Here is a 16,711-nt window from a genome sequence, read left to right as displayed (position 1 = left end):
AAAACAATCGCCAATAAAAAACGTCAATAAAAAAAATCGCCAGTACACAACCAGCGATTTTTTAAAAAGGTAAGTTAAGACTGTTTTGAATACTTACTAACCGGTATTTCTTAAGCCTTGGGCAATACCATTGATAGTTAAATGCACCAAGTTAAGCGCTGCGGTATAAGACGCTTCATTATCGCTCGTCGCTTCATTGGTAGAGGTTTCAGTGGTAGACCTTTCATCAGTAGTCGCTTCATCAGTAGTCGCTTCATCAGTAGTCGCTTCGCGAAGTTGTTTTAGTAAGGCGACTTGCAACCAGTTCAGGGCATTCAAATACGGCAGGCGTAGCGCAAGTGAGCGTGCCAATGTACGGTTGTCATCCAGTAGTGTTTCTTTATTGGTCAGTGTCAGCAAGGCTTTAAGGCTGCGGTGATATTCTGCAGTAATAAGTGCAAAAATAGCATTGGCTTCAGTGGCATCGTTGGCAAGCTCAACATAGGCTTGGGCGATTTCGATATCGGTTTTTGCCATCACCTGTGCCATATTTGATAACATGGCTTGCATAAAGGCGCTATGTTGGGCGTTGTGTTGCAGTTTTGCTAAGTTTTCTGGGTTATCTGCAATCAGTTTTTCGACTGCGGTGCCAAAGCCATACCACGCTGGTAGCATCAAGCGATTTTGCATCCAAGAAAATACCCAAGGAATCGCGCGCAAATCTTGAATACGCGCCAAAGACTTGCGGCTAGCCGGACGTGAGCCAATATTTAAACTGGCAATTTCTTTGACCAAACTTGTCTGCAAGAAATAGTCAATAAAATACGGCTGAGTGATAAGCGCGCGATAGCAATTAAAGGCTTCATGCGATAATTGATTCATTAGGTCGCTATCAGGGCTTTCGCTATGACTTGGCAATAGGCTCGCTTTTAGCGTTGCAGCAATCAGCGTCTCAAGGTTGCGTTCCGCGTTGCCCGCATCGGCATATTTTGCGGTAATAACTTCCCCCTGCTCGGTAATGCGGATTTGACCATCCACTGAGCCTTCTGGTTGTGCCAAAATCGCTTCAAATGACGGACCACCACCACGACCCACGCTACCGCCACGACCATGGAATAAACGCAGTTGAATGCCATATTTTTCTGCCATTTCGACCAGCTGAATTTCAGCTTGGTATAGCGACCATTGACTGGTGACATAACCACCATCTTTGTTACTGTCTGAATAACCGAGCATAATCTCTTGCAGATTGTCACGACTGGCTAGCACCGATTTGTACCAAGGTTTATCCAGCAATTCACTCATGATGCGGGTACTGTTTTGCAGCGCCTCAATGGTTTCAAACAAAGGTACGATGTTGATACGGCTCACGGGTACGCCATCTTTGACCAATAATAGCCCTGATTCTTTCAATAACAACGCCAGTGCCAACAAATCACTTACTTGTTCTGCATTAGAGATAATGCTTTGGGTAATCGCTTTGTCACCAAAGCGATTTTTGATATCGGCTGCGGCTTGAAAAATCTCTAGCTCGCGCTGGGTTTGTGGCTCATAAGTGATATAGGGGTTATATAAAGGACGCGCAGTTGCCAATTCACGCAGCAGCACACGTTGACGTGCGGACTCAGACAAAGAAAGATAGTCTTCTAAATCGGCATGTTTGAACAAATCATGGACCGTTTCGGCATGAATCCCTGAGAATTGGCGCAAGTCCAATGGCATCAGATAAAACCCAAATACTTCCACGGCGCGGATGATATCGGTGAGTCGTTCGTTAGCCAGTAACTCACTGCCATTGTCCACCAATGACTGATAAACGACGTACAAATCATCTAGAAACTCGTCACAATCAGCATAGGGTTCACTAAGTCCAAAGCGACAACCGTAAGACAAATCAAACGTATGCGAGGTAGCGACTAAACGTGACGAGATAAACCCGATGGCGCGGCGATAAGGCTCTTCTTCTCTAGAGATATTATCTTCTTTGGATTGCTCGGAGAGTGCCAGTACGCCATCACTCACTTTGACATGGCGGATAGATAGCGGTAATTCTTGGTATAGCTTGCCCAGTTGGTCACGATAAAAGTAAAACACCGTCGCCGCTTGGCGTTTGAAGGCATAGCGAAGGGTATCAGATGACACAAACGGATTGCCGTCACGGTCGCCACCAATCCAACCACCGATATTAAGTAAGTTTGGCATGTCAGTGTCGGGGAAACGCTCTTTTAACTGATAATCTAATTTGCGATACAAACTTGGCAGGGCTTCAAAAAAACTTAAATCAAAATAGGCAATGCCATTGTCGATTTCATCTTTGACAGTAATTTTGAAATGGCGGGTTTCATTGGTTTGCCACTGCGACAATAATGTGGCTTCTAGTTGTTGCTCGATACGATGACGTTGATAGCCAATCGCAGTATGGTATTGCTCAAGTAAGGCACGGATTTGACGGCGCAGTGATAAAATCGTTTGACGCTGCACTTCAGTCGGATGCGCGGTCAATACCGCACTGATAAAGGTATCATCAAGCTGTGCTTGCAACTCATCGCTGTCAATCCCTTGGGCTTTTAATTCATCAATCACATGGGCAAAACTACTTTTTGAGGCAGATTCGTCTTGTTCGTGGGCAAGGCGGCGGCGCTCATGGTGCATGTCTTCGGCTATGTTAAACACTTGCGCAAATAAGCCACAAGCCCGAATGAGATTCTTGCGCTGTTGATGGTTGAGTGTTGGTAAAATGGCTTGAATAGTCTGCTGGGGGTCTTCGCCATTTAACAGTTTATTAATGGTTTGTTTGACCGGTTCTGAGGTTTGATGCTCAACGACCGTTATCAGCACGCGGCTAAGTAACTGGGTGTCCGCTAGCAAAGGAGAGTCTTTATCATTGTCGATAAGCTCAACAAGTGCCGTATTTGACGGATGCGAGTTTAAAGGGGTTAAGCTTAAAACGTGAGGCGGTGCAAGGCTTTTTTCATTTTCAGCTGGGTTGGCGTTGGTCTGGCTCATAACTTTTCCCTTATTTGCTTTAGTCTAAAAAGTGTAACAGGACAATTATGTTAGCACAAACTATTATCACTATAAGAAATACTAATCGTTAAAAATCCGAAATGTAAACAGCATTAAAATTATTTTGGCGAGGCTTGACGTTAGCAAGTCTATTTGCTATATTCAAAACGATACAAAACGTATCATTTGAGTTTATAAAATGAATTCAAGGAGTGAATTCAAGCAATGATTACAATGATAGGCTTTGCTAAGCAATGAGATGTTTTACCAACCTCTGAAAACCAAACCTGCAAGCGACTTTCACCATCCGTTAAGATTCTAGCTAAGGACAGCCAATGAGTTTCTCTGACTTATACAATCAATCCATCAACGACAAACAAGCCTTCTGGGGCGAGCAAGCCAAGCGAATCTATTGGCATCAACAACCTACCCAAATTTTAGATGATAGTAAGCTGCCCTTTGCCAAATGGTTTGTCGGTGGGGAAACCAATTTGTGTTATAACATGGTCGATCGCCACCTTGAAAACCGGGCAGAGCAAGATGCCTTTGTGTGGGTCTCTACCGAAATCAATGCTGAAATGATTGATAATTACCCCAATATTCAGAAAGCTTTTCAGGCACTGGGCAACCCTGTTGAACTGTATACTGACTATGCCAAACGCCGTTTAACTTACAACGATCTATACAAAGAAGTAAACTATTTTGCCGATGTGCTAAAACGTCATGGCATCGACAAAGGCGACCGTGTTGTCATCTATATGCCGATGATTTTGGAAGCAGCATATGCCATGCTCGCTTGTGTGCGTATCGGGGCGATTCATTCAGTGGTATTTGGCGGATTTGCCTCGCATAACCTTGCCGTGCGGATGGATGATGCCGAAGCCAAAATGGTGATTACGGTCGATGCAGGGCTGCGCGGTGGCAAGCTCATTAATTATAAAAACTTGGTCAATAAAGCAGTCGAAGAAGCCAAAGTCAAAACCAATGTGCTGGTGATTGACCGTGGCATTATGCCATATACAGCAGAGCCGCAGGACATCGACTATGCTACTGAGCGGGCGATAAGTGCCGATAACAATGCCAAAGTCGATTGTGTTTGGCTAGAGTCCAATGCGCCATCGTATCTATTATATACCTCGGGCACGACAGGCACACCCAAAGGCGTACAACGCGATACAGGCGGTCATGCAGTAGCCCTTGCCACCGCGATGGATTTTGTCTATAACGGTAAGGCTGGCGAGACGTTTTGGGCGATTTCGGATATCGGTTGGGCAGTGGGGCACTCGTTTAGTATCTATGCCCCTTTACTGACAGGCATGACCAGTATCATATATGAAGGCTTGCCAACCACGCCAAACCCGGGGATTTGGTGGCGAATTGTTGAAGCCAATAAAGTCAATATTTTGTTAACTGCACCGACAGGCGTGCGGATGCTACGTAAACAAGACGAAATGTGGATGAGCCGTCACGATATCTCAAGCCTAAAATCATTCTTCTTGGCAGGTGAGCCACTCGATGAGCCAACGGCCGAGTGGCTAACAGGTCACATGGGCGTGCCAATCATTGACCACTATTGGCAAACTGAGTCGGGCTGGCCTATCCTAAGCCATGCCCCAAAATTTGCAGACAATCCCGACCACAAGCCACACAAACAAGGCACACCCGGCTATCCGATGTTTGGGTTTGACGCCAAAGTCATCAATGAAACCACAGGCGAACCCTGCCAAGCCAATGAAAAAGGCATGCTGGTGTTAACCGCACCTTTACCACCCGGTTGTTTGGCCACCGTTTGGCGAAATGACGAGCGTTTTATCAATGGCTATTTTTCACTACTTGATGGCAAACAATACGCAACATCAGACTATGCGGTAATGGATGAATACGGCTACTACTATATTTTAGGGCGAACCGATGATGTCATCAATGTGGCAGGTCACCGTTTGGGTACCAAGGAAATCGAGGAGGCTATCGGTCATCACCCCGAAGTCGCCGAATCAGCGGTTGTTGGCATCCATGACGAGCTTAAAGGAGAGCTACCCATTGCCTTTTGTATCCTAAAAAATCATGACTTAGTAGCAGAAACCGAAAACCGTTTCCGCATTGAGCAGCAAATCGTGGGCGAGGTCGCAAGACAGTTGGGCGCCCTGGCTAAACCTGCGGCTATTTATTTTCCCAAAGCTTTACCCAAAACCCGCTCAGGCAAAATCTTACGCCGCTCTATCAAGGCGCTGGCGGAAGGCAAAGAAACAGGCGACATGAGTACGCTGGATGACCCAACTGCGATTGAGGCGGTCAGACAAGCGATGGCGGATTATTAATGGCAATCGATAAGTTGCCCACCAATAAGTTTTCAGGACTTAAAAATCAGGGGTGATGGTCATGGAAAATTATGCCTTACTGGCTTTTAGGCACGCGCCCACGCCGATAGTGGTATTAAGCTATCGGCGTATCAAAGCGCTCAACGATGCCTTTGCCAATTTGTTCGGTTATGCGCACGATGAGCTACTCAATCAATCGATGCAAAAATTGTTTCCCAGTGTCGAAGATTTTGAAAAAATTGGCAAAGAAGCATTAACAGGTTTGGGATTACAGACCAATATGTATTACTGCGATGAGCGCTTCATGCGTCACAAAACAGGGGAGATATTTTGGGCAACCACCCACGGACGCACCTTAACCCCAGATGACCCATTCAAACTGGCAATTTGGCATTTTGAAAAAAAACCGCAAGTATCGTCCGAATCGCAGCTCACCGCACGTGAAGCCCAAATTGCGCAGTATGTGGTCAATGGCTATACCTGTAAAGAGATTGGTAAGTCACTTGGTTTATCCCCGAGAACCATTGAAGTGCATAAAGCCAACTTAATGAAAAAACTGGGCGCTCGCAGCAAAGGTGAGCTAGCCTCAAAGATTATTGTCATTAACCCTATGGCAGCCGCCCAGCAAAACTACTCCAGCAGAACTACTCCAGAAAAAATACTTAAGTAATTAAGTATGATTGACAGTACCCCGCAACTCATTCACACTGTTTTGCAACGCGTTTAACGCTATCAAACGCTATACACCCAACACGGTAAAAACAAGGATTGTTACGATGACTACCCAAACTGTAAAACAACTCATCAACGGCGAATTTGTCGAATCAACCACTAGTGAGTGGATTGACCTGACCAACCCAGCCACCCAACAAGTGATTGCCAAAGTACCCCAAACGACCCCCGATGAAATCAACCAAGCCGTCGCGGCGGCTGCAGAAGCGTTCAAAACCTGGCGCAAAACCCCGATTAACACCCGCTCGCGCATTTTCTTAAAATACCAACAACTCATTCGTGACAACATGGATGAGCTTGCCGCCATGCTCACCGAAGAACAGGGCAAAACCCTAGCCGATGCTAAAGGAGATGTGTTCCGTGGTCTTGAAGTCGTCGAACATGCCTCAGGCATTGGCAACCTGCAACAAGGCGCATTTATCGAGAACGTAGCGACTGGCGTGGATATGTATAATATCCAGCAACCACTCGGCGTGTGTGCGGGTATCACCCCATTTAACTTCCCCGCCATGATTCCACTTTGGATGTTCCCAATGGCGATTGCCACCGGTAACACGTTCGTATTAAAACCATCAGAACAAAACCCGATGGTCACTATGCGCTTGGTAGAATTGGCACTAGAAGCGGGAATCCCAAAAGGCGTATTAAACGTGGTGCATGGCGGCAAAGACACCGTTGATGCCATTTGTGACCACCCAGATATCAAAGCCATCTCATTTGTCGGCTCAACCGCAGTTGGTACACACGTCTATAACCGTGCAAGTCAAGCAGGGAAGCGTGTCCAATGTATGATGGGGGCTAAAAACCACGCAGTCATCCTACCAGATGCCAATAAAGAGCAATGTCTAAACCAACTAGCCGGTGCCGCATTTGGTGCCGCAGGTCAGCGCTGTATGGCGTTATCCGTGGTGATTCTAGTTGGGGAAGCCAAAAACTGGGTGGGTGACATCGTGGAACGTGCCAAAAAATTGGTGGTGGCAGCCGGTAAAGATGACAAAGACTTAGGACCTGTGATTTCAAAAGCGGCCAAAGCGCGTGTTGAACGTCTAATCCAAGCGGGCGCGGATGAAGGCGCACAAGTCCTGCTCGATGGTCGTGGTATCAAGGTCGAAGGCTTTGAAAACGGTAATTTTGTCGGACCGACTATTTTAGATAACGTCACTACCGATATGACGTGCTATAAGGAAGAAATCTTTGGACCTGTGCTTGATATCATGTACGCCGATAGCCTAGATGAAGCGATTGCCATCATCAATGCCAATCCAAACGGTAATGGCACGGCTATCTTTACCCAATCAGGTGCGGCAGCGCATAAATTCCAACAAGATATTGATGTGGGTCAAGTCGGTATTAATTTACCCATTCCTGTGCCACTACCGATGTTCTCATTCACCGGTTCTCGCGCCAGTAAGTTGGGTGACTTAGGTCCTTATGGTAAGCAAGCGGTACAGTTTTATACCCAAACCAAAACCGTCACCGCCCGTTGGTTTGATGATGAAGCCAGTAAAGGCGTTAATACCACGATTTCATTAAAATAAATAGACCTTAACAATTAATATCTCGTGATTAAGACTGATTGAATTGAGCTATCAGGTCAAAAACGTTATAGCTAATATAGCCAAGCGTCGCGATTTTGCATTAAGTTAAAGCGACGCTTGGCAACGACTGATGGCATGGATGTAATTTAGCCATAAAAAGGAATTTACCATGAATTTTTCTCTTACTGAAGACCAACAAGCCTTTGCCGATTTGGCTGCCCAATTTGCCGCCAAATCGCTTGCACCCAACGCTGCCGAATGGGATGCCACAGGCTATTTTCCCAAAGAGGTGTTCAAAGCCGCAGGTGAACTGGGCTTTATGGGGCTTTACACCAACCCTGATTTTGGCGGACTGGGCTTGCCGCGCCTTGATGCGGCAATTATCTTTGAAAAACTGGCATATGGCGATACCTCAACTGCCGCATTCATGACCATTCACAACATGGTCGCTTGGATGATTGGCGAGTTTGCCAAACCCGAGGTTGCCGAAAAATACTTGCCTCAATTATTAGCGGGCGAAAAATTGGGTAGCTACTGTTTGACAGAGCCCAATGCAGGATCAGATGCCGGTTCATTAAAAACCAAAGCGGTCAAACAAGGCGACTATTACCACATTACTGGGCAAAAAATGTTTATCTCTGGGGCAGGGGCGACCGATGTGCTTGTGGTGATGGCGCGCACCTCGGACAATGGGGCAAAAGGCGTGTCTGCCTTTATCGTTGATGCCAATAGCGATGGCATCAGCTACGGCAAAAATGAACATAAAATGGGCTGGAAAAACCAACCGACCGCCGCGGTGCATTTTACCGATGTTAAAGTCCCTGCTGAAAATCTACTGGGGGAAGAAGGACAGGGCTTTACCTTTGCCATGAAAGGCTTGGATGGTGGGCGTATCAATATCGCCACGTGTGCGGTGGGTACGGCTCAAGCTGCCCTTGACCGTGCGGTGCAGTATGTACAGGAGCGTAGCCAGTTTGGCAAAACCCTTGACCAATTCCAAAATGTGCAGTTTAAACTTGCCGATATGCTCACCCATTTGGTGTCGGCTCGGCAGATGGTGCGATTGGCGGCGTATCATTTGGATAGCAAATCGCCCGATGCCACGGCGTATTGTGCGATGGCAAAACGCCTTGCCACGGATTTGAGTTTTGATATCGCTAACCAAGCGCTACAGCTACACGGGGGCTATGGCTATCTACAAGAATATCCGCTAGAGCGTCATGTACGCGATTTGCGCGTGCATCAAATCCTAGAAGGCACCAATGAGGTGATGCGGATGATTGTGTCTCGCAAAATGATGGAAGATGGGACGTTAGCAAGATTGCAATGAATTTAAAGACATTTTAAAAGGAATTTACCATGTCAAATTACACCAATTTAAAATTAACAATCGACAATCACGTTGCGGTTTTGACGCTCAATAATCCGCCTGCCCACACATGGACAAAGGACAGCTTAGCCAGTTTAAAGCAGCTCATTAGCGACTTAAACGCCAACAAACAAGTTACCGCTTTGGTGGTGCATGGCGATGGCGAAAAGTTTTTTTCCGCAGGGGCGGACTTGAACAGCTTTGCCAGTGGTGACAAAGGTCAAGCAGCAGAGATGGCAATTGCGTTTGGTGAAGCATTTGAGGCGTTATCCAACTTTCGTGGCGTGTCGATTGCCTGTATCAACGGCTATGCGATGGGTGGTGGGCTTGAGTGTGCATTGGCGTGTGATATCCGCATTGCTGAGAGCCATGCCCAAATGGCACTCCCTGAGTTATCTGTTGGGTTATTGCCGTGTGCAGGCGGTACGCAAAACTTGCCGTGGCTGGTGGGTGAAGGCTGGGCAAAACGCATGATTTTATGCGGTGAGCGTATCAAGGCGGATAAGGCGCTGCAAATTGGTTTGGTGGAAGAAGTCGTGGAAAGTGGCAAAGGGTTAGAAACGGCTTTAGAATTGGCTCAAAAAGTGGCAAAGCAATCCCCCGATGCGATTGCGTCGAGTAAAACCTTGATTATGTCGGCACGTTATCAGCCACCAAATTTTAACTGGATAAAGGAACGTGAGTTATTTATTAAGCTTTTTGATGGCGATAACCAACAAGAAGGCGTCAATGCGTTCTTAGAAAAACGCTCGCCAGAGTGGAAATAAACAAAAACTATTTATGAGTGAAATTCAACTATTCTTCATAACCGATATTACCAATTTAGTTTTTGCATATGAGCACCCATTAAATGAAGAATGGGAAAATAAACTACTAATAAAAAATCATTATACTTATATTGATGATAAATTACTTAGATATTTAGCCGATAGTTTAGAATGGGTTAATTTTAGTGTTGATGAGAAAGACGTAGTTTATCAAGGATTAGATTTTGAAGGTGTGAATACGCTTTATCCAAATCAAATCACTAGTTTTAAAAAGTTAATTTTGGCTTGGATTGTACTTTTTGAAAATGCAAACCAAACATTTGAGTTAAACCGTTTTAACCAAACTCAAACTTTTGATAAATCCACTGTTTTAAAGCAACTTTATCAATTAGTTGAGTTTTGTCAAATTGTTGAAAATAACCCAAATAAATGCTTAGTACATATCGGACTATAATAGGAAAATAAAAATGAGCGAGGAAAACCAACAACCTGTAATATTTGAAACGATAGCCACCCACTGTGGTCACCACATCGGCACGATGACATTGAACGACCCGAAAGCCCTAAACGCCCTAAGTGTCGATATGTGCAAACTGATGGCAAATCAGCTCGCCAAGTGGGCAACTGATGACAGCATAGTCGCCATTTTGCTAAAGGGAAGTGGCGACAAGGCGTTCTGTGCAGGGGGTAATATCCGCAAACTGTATGACAGCATGATTGACACCCCGCCACAAGTGCCTATGCAGCAGCCCAATCCGTATGGGGTTGAATTCTTCGAAAACGAATACAGCCTATACCGCCAAATGCACTTCTACCCAAAACCGATTGTCTTGTGGGGTAACGGTATCGTCATGGGCGGTGGTATGGGCTTGATGGCGATGTGTAGCCATCGTATCGTCACCGAAACCACCCGTTTTGCCATGCCAGAGATTACTATCGGCTTATACCCTGATGCCACAGGTTCATGGTTTTTGGCGCGTATGCCTGCCAAAATTGGGCTGTTTTTGGGCTTGACAGGGGCGAACTGTAACGCCAACGATGCGATTTTCTCTAGCCTTGCCGAATATGCGGTGGCAAGTAGCGAATACCACAAAGTGCTTGACGCGCTAAAACAAGCCAATTGGCAAGCTGACAGCAATTTACATGATATCGCAAGCCAAGCCTTAGCCAAAATTCATCATACCGAGCATTTGGCAGCCAGTCATTTGATGAAGCATTTTAATACCATCCAAGCGCTAGTAAACAAAGGCTCCGTGCATGATATAGATGCAGCCTTGCGCGATGACAACTTTACCAAAGTCAACGGTGAAGCGGATAAATGGCTCACCAAAGCGGTCGAGACTTATCAGCACGGTTGCCCTGTCAGCGCAGCATTAACGGTTGAGATGTTTAAACATGCCAGCAAATTATCACTTGAGCAAGTGCTATACATGGAGATGAATGCGTCGCTACATTGTGTCAATTACCCCGATTTTCGTGAGGGTGTGCGTGCCTTACTGATTGATAAAGACAAATCGCCAAAATGGCGTAAAACCCTTGATGAATGCGATGCCAGCTATATCCAGTCACATCTTGCGTCAGCTTTCCCCAATAGCGAACATCCCTTTGAGGCTTGGTTGGGTAGCGATTCACTCTCAGCAAAATTAGCCAAACTTGCTGTATAAAGTTTACAAACACCACAACATACAAGGAATGTATATGCCAAATAATCAACAAACAACCATTAAAAAAATTGCCTTTATCGGGCTTGGTAACATGGGCAAACCGATGGCAGAAAATCTTATCAAAAATGGCTTTGCCCTCAACGTATTTGACCTAAACACCGCCGTGCTAGACGACCTTGCCAAACAAGGGGCAAACGTGGCGACTTCACCTGTGGACGCAAGCAAAGAGGTGGATATGGTCATTACCATGTTACCTGCAGGTCAACATGTCAAAGAGGTGTATCTGGGTAAAGACGGTAATCTAGGCTTGCTCGATGTGGTGGGTAAAAATACCTTGCTGGTCGATAGTAGTACCATCGCAGCGAGTGATGCGCGTGAAGTTGCCGAAGCTGCGGCAGATAAAGGCATTCAGTTTATGGATGCGCCCGTATCAGGCGGTACGGCAGGGGCAGCAGCAGGGACACTTAGCTTTATCGTGGGCGGGCAAGCTGAGCAATTTGAACAGGTCAAACCCGTTTTAGAGGCGATGGGAAAAAATATCTTTCACGCGGGCGAGGTCGGTGCAGGTCAAGTCGCCAAAATCTGTAATAACATGCTGCTTGGCGTGATTATGACAGGGACAGCCGAAGCGATGAATCTGGGCGCCAAAAATGGATTAGACCCAAAAGTCTTAGCCAGTATTTTGTCAGCGAGCACCGGTCGTAACTGGGCGCTAGAAGTGTGTAATCCGCATCCCGATGTAGGCGATGCTATGCCATCAAGCCGTGGTTATACCGGTGGATTTATGAGTAAACTCATGCTCAAAGACATGAACCTTGCCAAACAAACGGCCAACGATACCAAGGTGGTGACACCAATGGCAGACCAAGCGACGGCACTTTATAGCAAACATAGTGAGCAGCATGGGGATAAAGATTTCTCAAGCATTATGGCGCATTATGATGCGAACGTTCTGCAATAAGTTTTGGCGTTTAGCAAAAAAGCTAGGATTTTTTTCTAGCTTTTTTCTAGTCGTTAATTCAAAAGTTAACCCAAAAATAGGGTAGAATTAGCGTCAATCCTAATTTATCGCATTAGTTTTATTATGTCTAAGCCAACAGCACGCCCCAAAAAACCAAAAATTGTCTTTTTTGATATTGATGACACGTTGTACATTAAGCAGCAAGAAAGGGTACCGCAATCCGCGATTGAGGCGCTCAAACAATTAAAGCAGCAAGGCATTATGGTCGCTATCGCCACGGGTCGGGGTCGTGCTGTTTTTCCCAAAGCTGTGTATGAGCTCATTGAAACCGTAGGTATCGATGTGCTTGTCACCATCAATGGTCAATGCAGTCACCACCAAGGTGAATTGTTAGCGCATTATCCGATGACGCCTGCGCAAATTAAACTCATTACCGATTATGTTGAATCAAACAATTTATCCTATGCCTACATGACAGATACTGAAATCATTGCGTTAGCAGAAGATGATGCGCTGGCAGACGCTTTGAATTCGCTTAAAATAGCTTACCGTACTGCCCGTCATGATGACATTGATTTGTCGATACCTATTTATCAAGTTGTGGCATTTCATCCTGACAACACGCAGGTAAATTTTGAATTTCCCTCGACTTTAAAAATCATGCGCTGGCATAAAAACGGCATCGATATTCTAGATGCGACAGGCTCGAAAGCACGCGGCATTGCGCAGGCGCTCAATAAACTGGGGCTGGATTTTGAAGATGCGATGGCATTCGGCGATGGGGTGAATGATATCGAAATGTTACAGACAGTCGGCTTTGGCGTGGCGATGGGGAATGCCCATCCCGATGTGAAAGCGGCGGCTGACTATGTATGTCCAGCTGCGTGGGAAGATGGCATCTATCAAGGCTTACAGCATTTGGGTTTGTTGTCACATTGATGAGCCAGCAAATGATTAAGCCCCGCCATGTTATATAAAATCTATCAATAAAATCGCTTTAAGCGTTTTAACTTTACCTTGTCAAAAGTGTCAAGGATAACCTTTAAATTTCCCCAAAAAACGCATCACGAATATCATCGGCAGCTTTTTGCATATCAGGTACAAACCCAATCAAGTCCTCAAGGGATTTGCGCGTTTTGGGTGCGGTTGTGTACAGTGAGCCGATGTAACGACCTTGGGTGTCATTGATTGCCACAGCAATTGAAACCGCTTGGGCGATATATTCTTCATCAGAAATTGCATAGCGCTGCTTGGCTACCTGTTCAAGACTTTGATTGAGCGCATCCCTATCGGTAATCGTGGCAGGGGTGATAGCGGTTAACGATAAATTTTTTAGTAGCGTCACTCTATCATCTTTTGTGAGCGTACTGAGGTAGATTTTACCAGCCGCCGTACACCAAATGGGTGCTTGCGAATCAGTTGGCATATACACCTGTAAGGCAGAAGGACAAGGGACGCGGTCGGTATATACCATGTTGACGTAATAAGGTACCGCCATGCCACAGGTTTCACCGATTTTATCCACCAGTCTTTGCAAAATCGCAAACCGCTGAATCGCCACTTGCTGGCTTTGCCACAGATGAATCGCCATATGCCGCGTACGCGACGCAGGCACAATCGTACCATTGATATCGACCCGCACAAAGCCTTCCTCTTGCAGCTGCTGTATTAGCCGGTGCATGGTCGGTTTTGGAATATCCAAAATCTCAGACAAATCCAGCGGGGATAAAGGACGCTGTGCCGCAGACACGGCTTCGATGATTTTTAAAACACGGGTAATAGAAGAAACTCGAGCCATTATATTGTCTTTTTAAGTCTAGGGTCAGCACGTCGCCAGAAAAAATTGAAAAAAATATTTTGCAAAGTTGGCAGTGATTAAAGTGCAAGGTTTTTTGATTATACCAAAATTTTTTTAAACTTCACCTGCTATTTGCGGGTTCATCATGCATAACCTCAGTGTTGCAGAGCCAATTTGCTTTCAAATTGAGCTTGCGGGCAATATCCGCTAATATAGTCGGCATTTAACGCTTAACCAAGCCACATTTATCAATACCAAGACATATTTATCAATTTGGGGAAAACACATGCCGCGTTTTGTCAGTTTTAATATCAATGGATTGCGGGCGCGCCCACACCAGCTTGAAGCCATTCGCGATATCATCGCACCCGATGTCATTGGGCTACAAGAAACCAAAGTACATGATGATGCATTTCCGCTACAGAGCGTGCAGCAATTGGGCTATCATGTCGAATTTTTTGGGCAAAAATCTCATTATGGCGTGGCGTTATTATCACGACAAAAACCTATTTTTGTACAAAAAGGCTTTCCAACTGATAGCGACGATGCGCAGCGACGATTTATCCATGCGCGCTATGATTTTAATGGCAAATATATTGATGTGCTCAATGGCTATTTCCCGCAAGGTGAAAATCGCAAGCATGAAACCAAGTTTCCGATGAAGCGCAAATTCTATGCCGATTTAACCGACTATATCTTGCAGCTTAAAGCAGAAAATCGCAGTATGATTTTGATGGGGGATATGAATATTGCGCCGCTTGATTTTGATATTGGCATTAGCGAGGATAGTGTCAAACGTTGGCTAAAAAATGGCACGTGCTCGTTTTTGCCAGAGGAGCGAGAGTGGTACCAAGCCCTGCTAGCGACAGATTTGCATGATACTTATCGGGCGTTATATACCGACGGTCAAGCGCTGAGCTGGTTTGATTATCGCAGCAAGGGATTTGACGATGAGCCAAAGCGGGGACTGCGGATTGACCATATTTTGATGACGCCTGATTTGGCGGATAAGCTCAACGGTGCAGGCGTCAGCTATGATTTGCGTGCCATGGAAAAACCCAGCGACCATGCCCCGATTTGGGCAGATTTTTTGGATTAATCAATTAAACAACAGTAAGGAGCGCTCTCATGCCAGTTGGCAATGTCGAACTTGTAAAATTAAACCCAGTGAAAGGGATAAAAATTGGCATCACCGAAGCCCACGTGCGCTATGCAGGGCGCAAAGACTTAACGGTTTTTGACATCATAGCGGGCGCAAATACCGCGGTTGTCACCACGCAAAACCAATTTTGTGCCGCGCCTGTGCAGTTGCTGCGAGAATTTATCGGCAAAGACAGTCCCCGTTATTTGATTGTCAACACAGGCAACGCCAACGCTGCCACAGGTGAAGACGGTAAACAGCGTGCCAAAACAACGTGTATGGCACTGGCAGAAAAAACCGCTGTCGAAGCCGAGCAAGTATTGCCTTACTCCACCGGGGTGATTGGGGAAACCTTGCCGGCGGATAAAATCATCGCGGGGTTAGACAGCGCCTTAGCCAATTTAACCGAAGATAATTGGCTTGGCGCCGCCCACAGTATCATGACCACCGATACCACCCCAAAAGGGCACAGCGAAATCGTGAAAATTGATGGTACAACTTACACGGTGACAGGTATCTCAAAAGGGGCGGGTATGATTCGTCCCAATATGGCGACCATGCTTGGCTTTGTGGCAACCGATGCCAACATTGAGAAAACGTTGCTACAAAATATCTTGACCGACACGGTGAATCAGTCATTTAACCGCATCACGGTGGATGGCGATACCTCGACCAATGACTGCTGTACGTTGATTGCCACAGGACAAGTTGGGGATGTGATTGACAGCGAAAATCACCCCCATTATCAAGCGATTTATGAGGCAATTAAAAATGTGATGATTCGAATCGCTCAATTGATTGTACGCGATGGTGAAGGGGCAACCAAATTTATCACGGTCAAAGTGACAGGCGGTGAAACCGCTGAAGAATGTGCCAAAATCGCGTATGAAGTCGCGCATTCACCGCTGGTAAAAACCGCATTTTTTGCCAGTGACCCAAATTGGGGGCGTATTTTGGCAGCGGTAGGCAAAGCGGGCGTGATGCTCGACCAGTCAAAAGTGGCGGTATCACTCGATGAGGTGCGTATCTGCGAGCGCGGCGGCTTGGCACAAGACTATACCGAGGCGCGTGGTAGCGAGGTGATGAAGCGTCCTGAAATTACCATTCACATTGAATTGGGTCGCGGACAGGCGAGTGATACCGTCTATACCTGTGATTTATCATACGAGTATGTCAAAATCAATGCTGATTATCGTTCTTAAAGTCAATCTTAAAGTCAATTAAAGGTAACGAATGAAAAAACTAACCACCCTGCTTTTTGTGCTGACCACCGCTGTTATCTTACAAGGGTGTGTGCATAAAATTGTCACTGTCCCTGTCAAAGTTGCCTATAAGACCACCAAAGGGGTGGTCAAAGGCACGGTAGCCGTCGCTAAAGCGGTGATACCAGGCGATAGTGACGACAAAAAAGACTAAACACAGGCTGCCTAGTCATTTA

14 protein-coding genes are annotated in these 16,711 nt (G+C 45.9%); 12 read left to right on the top strand and 2 right to left on the bottom strand.

Going from position 1 to position 16,711, the window contains the following annotated elements:
- Positions 1–96: 96 nt before the first annotated feature.
- Positions 97–2,985: a phosphoenolpyruvate carboxylase gene (ppc, locus tag RT143_RS06065; protein WP_313091837.1), complete on the bottom strand. Its 2,889-nt coding sequence runs from the start codon at positions 2,983–2,985 to the stop codon at positions 97–99.
- Positions 2,986–3,320: 335 nt separating this feature from the next.
- On the opposite strand from ppc, the gene RT143_RS06060 reads away from it, so the two are divergent.
- The 9 genes from RT143_RS06060 to RT143_RS06020 all read left to right on the top strand — a co-directional run bounded on the left by RT143_RS06060 (position 3,321) and on the right by RT143_RS06020 (position 13,273).
- A complete protein-coding gene (locus tag RT143_RS06060; RefSeq protein WP_313091836.1) occupies positions 3,321–5,303 on the top strand; it encodes a propionate--CoA ligase in 1,983 nt (660 codons plus the stop codon).
- 61 nt (positions 5,304–5,364) lie between these two features.
- Positions 5,365–5,973: a PAS domain-containing protein gene (locus tag RT143_RS06055; protein WP_313091835.1), complete on the top strand. Its 609-nt coding sequence runs from the start codon at positions 5,365–5,367 to the stop codon at positions 5,971–5,973.
- Positions 5,974–6,079: 106 nt separating this feature from the next.
- Positions 6,080–7,573, top strand: coding sequence for a CoA-acylating methylmalonate-semialdehyde dehydrogenase (locus tag RT143_RS06050; protein WP_060995125.1), 1,494 nt, complete (start codon positions 6,080–6,082; stop codon positions 7,571–7,573).
- 169 nt (positions 7,574–7,742) lie between these two features.
- Complete coding sequence (locus tag RT143_RS06045; protein ID WP_312275765.1) at positions 7,743–8,903, top strand: acyl-CoA dehydrogenase family protein; 1,161 nt, start codon at positions 7,743–7,745, stop codon at positions 8,901–8,903.
- Positions 8,904–8,932: 29 nt separating this feature from the next.
- Positions 8,933–9,709, top strand: coding sequence for an enoyl-CoA hydratase (locus RT143_RS06040; protein ID WP_313091834.1), 777 nt, complete (start codon positions 8,933–8,935; stop codon positions 9,707–9,709).
- Positions 9,710–9,722: 13 nt separating this feature from the next.
- Entirely contained in the window at positions 9,723–10,163 is a 441-nt protein-coding gene (locus tag RT143_RS06035) for a hypothetical protein (protein ID WP_313091833.1), read from the top strand.
- Positions 10,164–10,176: 13 nt separating this feature from the next.
- The gene (locus tag RT143_RS06030) at positions 10,177–11,373 is read left to right on the top strand and encodes an enoyl-CoA hydratase/isomerase family protein (RefSeq protein ID WP_313091832.1); all 1,197 of its coding nucleotides are present in this window, start codon (positions 10,177–10,179) and stop codon (positions 11,371–11,373) included.
- 34 nt (positions 11,374–11,407) lie between these two features.
- Positions 11,408–12,334 carry a 3-hydroxyisobutyrate dehydrogenase gene (gene mmsB / locus RT143_RS06025; RefSeq protein WP_313091831.1) on the top strand — a complete coding sequence of 309 codons (927 nt, stop codon included), beginning with the start codon at positions 11,408–11,410 and terminating at the stop codon, positions 12,332–12,334.
- Between the two features lie 123 nt (positions 12,335–12,457).
- Positions 12,458–13,273, top strand: coding sequence for a Cof-type HAD-IIB family hydrolase (locus tag RT143_RS06020; protein ID WP_313091830.1), 816 nt, complete (start codon positions 12,458–12,460; stop codon positions 13,271–13,273).
- Positions 13,274–13,376: 103 nt separating this feature from the next.
- Here RT143_RS06020 and RT143_RS06015 read toward each other — a convergent pair whose 3' ends face one another.
- Positions 13,377–14,132, bottom strand: a complete 756-nt coding sequence (locus tag RT143_RS06015; RefSeq protein ID WP_050324324.1) for an IclR family transcriptional regulator — start codon at positions 14,130–14,132, stop codon at positions 13,377–13,379.
- Positions 14,133–14,418: 286 nt separating this feature from the next.
- On the opposite strand from RT143_RS06015, the gene xthA reads away from it, so the two are divergent.
- Genes xthA through RT143_RS06000 form a run of 3 tightly spaced genes read left to right on the top strand, consistent with a single transcriptional unit; the run spans position 14,419 to position 16,689 of the window.
- Positions 14,419–15,231 carry an exodeoxyribonuclease III gene (gene xthA / locus RT143_RS06010; protein WP_313091829.1) on the top strand — a complete coding sequence of 271 codons (813 nt, stop codon included), beginning with the start codon at positions 14,419–14,421 and terminating at the stop codon, positions 15,229–15,231.
- A 29-nt stretch (positions 15,232–15,260) separates the two neighbouring features.
- Entirely contained in the window at positions 15,261–16,475 is a 1,215-nt protein-coding gene (gene argJ / locus RT143_RS06005) for a bifunctional glutamate N-acetyltransferase/amino-acid acetyltransferase ArgJ (RefSeq protein WP_313091828.1), read from the top strand.
- Between the two features lie 31 nt (positions 16,476–16,506).
- A complete protein-coding gene (locus RT143_RS06000; protein ID WP_135888080.1) occupies positions 16,507–16,689 on the top strand; it encodes an NF038104 family lipoprotein in 183 nt (60 codons plus the stop codon).
- Positions 16,690–16,711: the final 22 nt, after the last annotated feature.

Origin of the sequence: Moraxella sp. CTOTU48268 (assembly GCF_032069585.1) — a bacterium.
GTDB classification, from domain to species: domain Bacteria; phylum Pseudomonadota; class Gammaproteobacteria; order Pseudomonadales; family Moraxellaceae; genus Faucicola; species Faucicola cinerea.
The sequence above is the reverse complement of the archived record's forward strand: the minus strand, read 5'-3'. Positions and strand labels throughout refer to the sequence as shown.

What these genes read in the sequence shown, in the direction of transcription:
- ppc (WP_313091837.1), bottom strand. Translation starts at nt 2,985, where the DNA reads ATGAGCCAGACCAACGCCAACCCAGCTGAAAATGAAAAAAGCCTTGCA.
- RT143_RS06060 (WP_313091836.1), top strand. Translation starts at nt 3,321, where the DNA reads ATGAGTTTCTCTGACTTATACAATCAATCCATCAACGACAAACAAGCC.
- RT143_RS06055 (WP_313091835.1), top strand. Translation starts at nt 5,365, where the DNA reads ATGGAAAATTATGCCTTACTGGCTTTTAGGCACGCGCCCACGCCGATA.
- RT143_RS06050 (WP_060995125.1), top strand. Translation starts at nt 6,080, where the DNA reads ATGACTACCCAAACTGTAAAACAACTCATCAACGGCGAATTTGTCGAA.
- RT143_RS06045 (WP_312275765.1), top strand. Translation starts at nt 7,743, where the DNA reads ATGAATTTTTCTCTTACTGAAGACCAACAAGCCTTTGCCGATTTGGCT.
- RT143_RS06040 (WP_313091834.1), top strand. Translation starts at nt 8,933, where the DNA reads ATGTCAAATTACACCAATTTAAAATTAACAATCGACAATCACGTTGCG.
- RT143_RS06035 (WP_313091833.1), top strand. Translation starts at nt 9,723, where the DNA reads ATGAGTGAAATTCAACTATTCTTCATAACCGATATTACCAATTTAGTT.
- RT143_RS06030 (WP_313091832.1), top strand. Translation starts at nt 10,177, where the DNA reads ATGAGCGAGGAAAACCAACAACCTGTAATATTTGAAACGATAGCCACC.
- mmsB (WP_313091831.1), top strand. Translation starts at nt 11,408, where the DNA reads ATGCCAAATAATCAACAAACAACCATTAAAAAAATTGCCTTTATCGGG.
- RT143_RS06020 (WP_313091830.1), top strand. Translation starts at nt 12,458, where the DNA reads ATGTCTAAGCCAACAGCACGCCCCAAAAAACCAAAAATTGTCTTTTTT.
- RT143_RS06015 (WP_050324324.1), bottom strand. Translation starts at nt 14,132, where the DNA reads ATGGCTCGAGTTTCTTCTATTACCCGTGTTTTAAAAATCATCGAAGCC.
- xthA (WP_313091829.1), top strand. Translation starts at nt 14,419, where the DNA reads ATGCCGCGTTTTGTCAGTTTTAATATCAATGGATTGCGGGCGCGCCCA.
- argJ (WP_313091828.1), top strand. Translation starts at nt 15,261, where the DNA reads ATGCCAGTTGGCAATGTCGAACTTGTAAAATTAAACCCAGTGAAAGGG.
- RT143_RS06000 (WP_135888080.1), top strand. Translation starts at nt 16,507, where the DNA reads ATGAAAAAACTAACCACCCTGCTTTTTGTGCTGACCACCGCTGTTATC.